The 7,536-nt window shown below is 64.6% G+C and carries 7 protein-coding genes; 5 read left to right on the top strand and 2 right to left on the bottom strand.

Annotated elements, in window-relative coordinates:
- Nucleotides 1-38 precede the first annotated feature (38 nt).
- The 5 genes from FG486_RS17335 (at nt 39) to FG486_RS17315 (ending at nt 3,826) form a co-directional block, all read left to right on the top strand.
- Complete coding sequence (locus FG486_RS17335; RefSeq protein ID WP_181268488.1) at nt 39-1,037, top strand: NADP-dependent oxidoreductase; 999 nt, start codon at nt 39-41, stop codon at nt 1,035-1,037.
- 15 nt (nt 1,038-1,052) lie between these two features.
- Nucleotides 1,053-1,454, top strand: a complete 402-nt coding sequence (locus FG486_RS17330; RefSeq protein ID WP_181268487.1) for a nuclear transport factor 2 family protein — start codon at nt 1,053-1,055, stop codon at nt 1,452-1,454.
- A gap of 258 nt (nt 1,455-1,712) precedes the next feature.
- On the top strand, nt 1,713-1,985 hold the full coding sequence (locus FG486_RS17325; protein ID WP_181268486.1) for a hypothetical protein: 273 nt from the start codon (nt 1,713-1,715) through the stop codon (nt 1,983-1,985).
- Nucleotides 1,986-2,156: 171 nt separating this feature from the next.
- The gene (locus FG486_RS17320; RefSeq protein ID WP_181268485.1) at nt 2,157-3,026 is read left to right on the top strand and encodes an alpha/beta fold hydrolase; all 870 of its coding nucleotides are present in this window, start codon (nt 2,157-2,159) and stop codon (nt 3,024-3,026) included.
- Entirely contained in the window at nt 3,026-3,826 is an 801-nt protein-coding gene (locus tag FG486_RS17315) for a TIGR03084 family metal-binding protein (RefSeq protein WP_181268484.1), read from the top strand. The genes FG486_RS17320 and FG486_RS17315 overlap by 1 nt, the downstream gene beginning before the upstream one ends.
- Nucleotides 3,827-4,968: 1,142 nt before the next feature.
- Here the strand turns inward: FG486_RS17315 and FG486_RS17310 are convergent.
- A complete protein-coding gene (locus FG486_RS17310; RefSeq protein ID WP_181268483.1) occupies nt 4,969-5,772 on the bottom strand; it encodes a hydratase in 804 nt (267 codons plus the stop codon).
- Nucleotides 5,773-5,819: 47 nt separating this feature from the next.
- Nucleotides 5,820-7,361 (bottom strand): 1-hydroxycarotenoid 3,4-desaturase CrtD, encoded by a 1,542-nt coding sequence (crtD, locus tag FG486_RS17305; RefSeq protein ID WP_181268482.1) that lies wholly within the window; start codon nt 7,359-7,361, stop codon nt 5,820-5,822.
- Nucleotides 7,362-7,536 lie beyond the last annotated feature (175 nt).

Here is a 7,536-nt window from a genome sequence, read left to right as displayed (position 1 = left end):
ACAAACGGATCTTATTCGAGCCTAAACAGGAGCAAATCATGACCACTACCCGCCAATGGCTGATCGCAGGTCGCCCGCGCGGCCGCCCCGTGCAGGACAGCGATTTCGAACTCGTCACGCGCGAGCTGCCGCCGCCAGGGCCGGGCCAAATGCTGCTGAAGACGCATTATCTGGGCTTCGATCCCGCGCAGAAGGGCTGGATGGAGAATATCGCCGATTATGTCGCGCCCACCGAGATTGGCGAGGTGATGCGCGGTTCGGGCATTTCAGAGGTGATCGAATCGAACGGCGGCAGGTTCCCCCTCGGCACTATGGTGATCGGATCGACCGGCTGGACCGAATATCACCTCTCCGACGGCGAGGGGCTGGTGCCGTGCGATCCCGAACTGCCGCCGACCGCGATGATGTCGGTGCTCGGCACCACCGGGCTCACCGCCTATTGCGGATTGTTCAAGATCGGCAAGCCGGTCGCGGGCGATACCGTGCTGGTCTCGGGCGCGGCAGGGGCTACCGGATCGGTGGTCGGCCAACTGGCGAAGATCGCCGGGTGCCGCGTGGTCGGCATCGCGGGCGGCGCGGACAAGTGCGCCTGGCTGGTGGAAGAGGCGGGCTATGACGCTGCGATCGACTACAAGGCGGGCGGCGTGCGCGAGGCGATCAAGCGCGAATGCCCGCGCGGGGTCGACGTGATCTTCGACAATGTCGGCGGCGCGATCCTCGACGACATGCTCAGCCAGATCGCAACGAACGCGCGCGTCGTCATCTGCGGCGGCATCAGCCGTTACGAGACAGGCCAGATGCCCGCCGGGCCGCAGAACTATTTCAACCTGATCTTCCGCCGCGCGACGATGACCGGCTTCATCGTGCTCGACTGGGCGGCGGAGTTCCCTGCCATCCGCAAGCGGCTCGCGGGCTTCGTGCACGAGGGGCGGCTGACCTATCGTGAGGATATCCAGCACGGCTTCGAGAACGCGCCGCAGACGATGCAGCGGCTGTTCTCCGGCGCCAATCGCGGCAAGCAGATGCTGAAGCTCTGATTGCTGCAGGGGGCCATGACCGGGGAATCGCAGCTCAAGGCCATCGTCCAGGCCGTCTATGCCCATGCCGGTGCGGGCGACTGGGCGGCGTGCGAGGCGCTGCTCTCGCCCGATCTGGTGATTCACGAGGCCGAGGGCCTGCCTTATGCCGGCACCTATCGCGGGCGCGATGCCTTGCGGCGTCTGCATGGCATCGTCATGGCGCACTGGCAGGACCCCGAGATCGAATTCCACGCGATGACGGCGGGCGATGGCCATGTCGTCAGTCTCGTGACCTTTCATCTGACGTCCAGGGCGACGGGCAAGGGCGCAGCGATGCCGCTCGCCGAAACGTTCCGGATCGAGCAGGGCCGGGTCACCGAAATCCGGCCCTTCTACTTCGATCCGGCTGCAGTAGGCGCGCTTGACCACGCCTGAATCGAGGCTGATAGCCCAGCTATACGTGTCAAAAGCGCAACTTTGTTGCGATGCACAACGATGCGCGAATGGTTAACATATTGAATTTCAATACATCCTCAGAATAATTGCAAAATTTGCATCTAGCCTCGCAAAAATATCATTCGCAAATGCAACATTGCGTATTGAAACCTATCAATCGCCCGCTTAAATGGCCGTCACAAGAATACCGCCCAAAAGGGGCCAACGTCCTCCCCCGCGATTGAAAGGAATGCCATCATGAACCTTCGTTCCGCACTGCTCGGCGCCGTTCTCCTGGCCGCCACCGCCGCTCCCGCCTTCGCGCAGGACGACGCCCTGATCTCGAAGAACCAGACCATCTACGACGCCGAAGGCAAGCGCGTCGGCAAGGTGACCCGCGTTCTCGAAGACGGCTCGGCTCTGGTCATCTACAAGGGCAAGGTCGTGCGCATCGGCGCCTCGACCCTGACCGAAGCCGAAGGCAAGGTCACGACCTCGCTTTCGAAGAAGGAACTTGCCCGTCTGGATTGATCCTCTCGATCCATGACACCCGAAAAGGCCGGGGAAGCACACCGCTTCTCCGGCCTTTTTCGTGTGCGCATTGCATGCCGCCTAGCCTGCCGTAGCGTCACCGCAGCACCCAACGAAACCCCTTCCCAAAGCCACTTTTCTTTTGCGCGCAAAGCCGCTTAAGGTTCGGGCATGAAACCGACCGGACCGTCTTCGCAAACCTATTTCTCGCAGCGGCTGCGGCTGCATTATGCCGATTGGGGCAATGCGGAATCGCCGCCGCTGATCCTTGTCCATGGCGGCGAGGACCATTGCCGATCGTGGGACTGGGTGGCGAGTGAGCTGCAGGCCGACTGGCACGTCATCGCGCCCGATCTGCGCGGCCATGGCGATTCGCAATGGACCGCCGACGGCAATTATCCGATCATGAACTTCGTCTACGACCTGTCGCAGCTGGTCGAGCAGTTCGGCTATGACCAGGTGACCATCGTGTCGCACTCGCTCGGCGGCAATACCGCGCTGCGCTATGCGGGCCTGTATCCCGAAAAGGTGCGCAAGATCGTCGCGATCGAGGGGCTGGGGCCGTCGCCGAAGATGATCGAGGAGCGCAATGCCACCCCGGTGCACGAGCATTGGCGCAAATGGTATGCCGACAAGCGCGCCAAGGCGACGCGCAAGCACCGCGAATATGACAGCTTCGAGGAAGCGCTGTCGCGGATGCATGCGGAGAACAGCTATCTCACCGCCGAACAGGCGCGGCACCTGTGCGAACATGCGGTGATCCGCAACGAGAACGGCACCTATAGCTGGAAGTTCGACCCGCATATCCGCATCTGGCCGATCCTCGACATTCCGCCCGAGCACATGCACCAGCTCTGGCAGCGCATCACCTGTCCGACGCTGCTGTGCTGGGGCGAGAAGAGCTGGGCTTCCGACCCCGAGGCCGATGGCCGGATGGAACTGTTCCAGAACGCCCGCCTCGCCAAGTTCGCCGATGCCGGGCACTGGCTGCACCATGACCAGTTCGACCGGTTCATGGCCGAGCTGAAGGGCTTTTTGTGATGCAGCAGGCCGCCGATTTCCTCACCGAGTGCGACCGCATCCACGTGCTGGTCGCGCCGCTCGACGAAGCGGTGCTGGCGACGCCGACCGCGTTCAAGGGCTGGACGATCAGCGATGTCATCGGCCATCTGCACGTCTGGAACCAGGCCGCGCAGCTCTCGCTCAAGGACGAGGACGCGTTCAAAGCCTTCATGCGTCAGGTCGGCGGCATCATCGCCAAGGGCGGGGACCTGAACAGCTTCGAGCGCGTCTGGCTCGACGGACTGACCGGCCAGGCGCTGATTGCCCAATGGGCCGAAACCTATCGCACGGTCGCTGCCGATTTCGCCGAGGCCGATCCCGCGCAGCGCGTGCCCTGGGCCGGTCCGAGCATGAGCGCGCGCTCATCGATCACCGCGCGGCTGATGGAAAGCTGGGCGCATGCCCAGGCGATCTTCGATGTGCTGGGCGTGGATCGCGAGAACGGCGATGCGCTGAAGAATATCTGCGTGCTCGGGCTCAACACCTATGGCTGGACGTTCAAGAACCGCCGAATGGAGCCGCCCCAGCCCGTGCCGCAACTGCGCCTCACCGCGCCGTCGGGCGAGCTGTGGCTCTTCGGCGAACCGGCGGATGGCGAGCTGATCGAGGGCGCTGCGGCCGAATTCTGCCAGGTGGTGACCCAGACCCGCAACATCGCCGACACCGCGCTCAAGGTGACGGGGCCGAATGCCACCGCCTGGATGGCCATCGCGCAATGCTTTGCCGGCGCCCCGGTGGATCCCCCTGCGCCGGGCGTGCGGCGGAAGGCAACGGCTTGAGGCCCACTCCCCGCTCTCTCCCCTTCAGGGGAGAGAAACGAAGGCTTGGCAGCTCGCTGCCTAGCCGCAGTTGAGAGGGGCCAGCGAGGGGCGGTTCAGCGGGGCAAGGGCAGCGCATTTCCCCCCTCCCAACCCTCCCCCCTGAGCCGCAAGGCGAGCGAAGCTCAACGGGAGAGGGCGGCGGGCTCCCAGCTCCGACCCGCGCACCAGACTCCCCTCCCTGAAAGGGAGGTGCAGGGGGTGGGTCAACCAAGCCCGCCTCGATGCTCTACTGCGCGCGACCGCGCACCCACCCCTAACCCCTCCCTTGCAGGGAGGGGAAAGCCCATCGCGCAGCCTTTCGGTGAACACGCCCGCTCCCTTCGCGTCTTCGCGTGAAAAATCAGGGTCACGCGAAGACGCGAAGCCGCGAAGAGGCCCGGCGCAATCCCGACCCCCCAAACCATGCGCTCCCCTGCAAAGGCAGGGGCCCATCTCCCAAACGCCGCGCCTGGCGCGAGGGCAGGAGATGGATGCCTGCCTTTGCAGGCAAGCGGTGGGGGAAAGCGGCAGCTTGTCCGTGATGTCCGCAATAAGTTTGATACGAACAAAACCTGCCGTTCAGCAAACGACCCCATTGCGGACATTGGCAGCGTTTGTAATACACAGGCCAATGCACGACAGTGACAGCACTGAGGAAGGCGGCAGCAGAAGTCTGGGGATGAGAGTGCTGCGCGCGCTCACCTTTTTCGTGCTCTTCCCAATCATTCTTCTGATGAACGCGTGTAGCCTTGCGATGGAGGAGCAGCGTGATTCCGCAAGTTCTGGGTTCCTGACAGCGAAGGTCATTCTGGTGAATCCAGGCGCAATGTCGGACTACTCGGGTGCGGTATGGGTGTTGCCGCGATACTTTCCTCGTATTTGGCCACTCGATTTGCTCGTTGGTTGTCGTGCATTAATGTTCGGATCCGACCCGCGCGTTACCGTGGCGTGGGAGGGATCAACGCTGACGATTGAACACGACCCATTCGCTTACCCCGTTACAACGGAGCGCCGCTGTTATGGAAGCGTCATAAGGCTTCGCGAACGGCAGCCTTAGGTCCGCTGCCCACCCATTCCCCGTCATTCCGGCAACCAGCCCCGTCATCCAAAAGCCGCCACCCTCATCCCCGTCTTGGCATCCGGAACGGCAGCATCAGCTTCACGATCCCCTTTTCGAGCCGGTCCAATGACAGGCTTTCATGCACCGCCTCGGCTTGCTCCCCGAACAGCCGCGTCTTCAGCGCGGTGCGCGAATAGAAGGGCGTGTCCTCCCATGTGCGGCGGATCTCGACCGGTGCACCCGCATCCGCGCGCGTGATGCGCGGCATGCGCCACAGGGTCTTGGGCAGCACGCGTTCGGGGGGCAGTTCGACCTCGCTGATCGTGCCGTCCTCGGCAAAGCGCAGGCCCATGGCGAAGCGGCTGGCGTCGCGGCGCTGGCCTTCATAGAGCACCACCGAATCGCGCCCCAGATGCGCGCGCGACCAGTGCCAGTCGGAAAAGCCGCGCTCGAGCGGCTCGATCCCGGCATTGCTGTCGATATAGCCCTCGCCGCGCCAGCTGAGCGAAGGGCTCTTCATATCGACCTCGATCGCCGCGCGCGGGGCGATCGGTCGCCAGGCATGGTGGCCCGCGATGTCGAGCGGCCATTGGGTCTGCGGCATCATGTGCGGATAGACGCGGATCGTGCCGCGCACCCGGCGCGGGATCGGCGCGGTGATCTCTTCGAGATCGATGCGCAGGCTGGTGCCGTCCCAGTGCATCGCGCTGGGGCCGATGACGAGATGGTCGTGGTCGCGCGACAGATGCTTCGCGCCCCGCTCGGTCATGCACCAGCCGCCGCCCGGGCCGTACAGCGCGACGTTCATCGCGATGTGATTGTCCGGATCGCCGCGCCCCGACCAGTGATAATAAGGCGAGAACACGCTGCCGATGAACGCGATGATGGTGAGGCCGTGCTTTCCGTCGTCGCTCAGCGCGTCGATATACCACCAGGCATAGCCGCCCGGCGGGACGACCGCATCGAAGGCAGGTCCGCAAGCAGCCGCTCTGCCGCCAAGCGGCCGGAGAGGCTCGCCATCGGGATCCCTGCGCCGGGGTGAATGCCACCCCCGGCCAGATAAAGCCCCGGCAAGCGGCTCGCTGCCCCGGGCCGCTGGAAAGCCGCCTTCCAGCCATGGGTCGCCCGGCCGTAAAGGGCGCCGCCCGTCGCCGGGAACAGACGCTCGTAATCCGACGGGGTCACCAGATGCGAATTGTCCGGCGAACGGTCGATCGTCAGGCCACAGGCCTCCAGGAAGCCGAAAACTTGCCTCTCGCATCGGTCGATCTCCGCCTGTGAACTTTGCCTGGTGTCGCCATTGGCTGGCGCGTTGACGATGAGCTGCAGCCGCTCGGGACCCGGCGGCGCGCGCGCACTATGGTCGTCACGGTCCTGCGCGCAGATATAGATGGTGGGGGATTCGGGCACTGCGCCGCGAGCGAAGATCTCGTCGAACTCGGCGCGATAATCGTTCGAGAAGAACACGCTGTGGCGGACGAGCGGAAAACCGGCGGTCTTTGCGTTCATCAGCCAAGTCATGCTGGAGAGCGAGCGCTGCTTCGGCGGCACCGGCGGCACCGCCTTGCGCGCCGCCTCGCCGAGCCGGCCGATGTTGAGCGCGGCGGGATCGCCGTTGAACACCACCGCGCGGCCACGGATCACCTCGCCCGATTCGAGCCGCACGCCGGCGGCGCGGCCATGTTCGGTGACGATCTCAGCAATCGGCGCGTCATAGCGGAACTGCGCGCCGTTGCTGCGCGCGAGGTCCGCGATCGCCGTCGCGATCGAGTGCATGCCATTGTCCGCCAGCCACACGCCGTCCTGCTCCACATGCGCGATCAGCATCAAGGTAGCGGGCGCGACGAACGGCGAGGAGCCGCAATAGGTGGCATAGCGGCCGAACAGCTGCTGCAGCCGGGGGTCGTGGAAATGGCGGCCCAGCGCCTTCCACATCGCCTGATAGGGGCGGATCGCCATCGTCTCGGGCAAGCGCCTGAGGCCGATGCGCGTCACCAGCGAGAAGGGGGTGGGCGCCGGGGCCTCCAAATAGGGTTCGCGCAGCACGTTGAAGATGCGCGCGGCCTCGGCGCAGAAACTGCGGAAACCGGCGGCATCGCGCGCGCCGAAATAGTCGCCGATCGCGGATTCGCTATGCGCCACATCGGCGAACAGGTCGAAAGGCGCATCGGGTCCCCAGGCGTGCCGCGCGATCAGGCTGGCGGGGGTGAGCGGGATCGCCGCATTGAGATCGCCACCGCAATCGGCAAACAGCCGCTCGAACACCCAGCGCATCGTGAACACCGTCGGCCCGCCATCGACTGGTCGGCCCGCCGCCATCACCTCGCGCAGCTTGCCGCCGGGGGTCTTCTGCCGCTCGACCACCAGCACCGGCTCGCCCGCTGCCGCAAGCAGGGCAGCCGCGCTCAATCCGCCCATGCCCGCGCCCGCGACGATGATCGGTTCATGCCGCATGGCTGGGCCAGTCTGGGAAGAGCCAGGTCATTGTGCGATGCTAGCACCTGTCCAGAAAGTTTGACAGATGTTTGTCGCAATATTTGGACATTGTCGAAGTGCGAATTGCTACAGTCGCTCAAGCCCTCCCCCTTGATGGGGGAGGGTAGGGTGGGGGTGTTCGTGCCGGATTGTG

Origin of the sequence: Blastomonas ursincola (assembly GCF_013607875.1) — a bacterium.
Taxonomy (GTDB): domain Bacteria; phylum Pseudomonadota; class Alphaproteobacteria; order Sphingomonadales; family Sphingomonadaceae; genus Blastomonas; species Blastomonas ursincola.
Note: the sequence above shows the minus strand (reverse complement) of the source record. Positions and strands in the feature narration are given on the sequence as shown.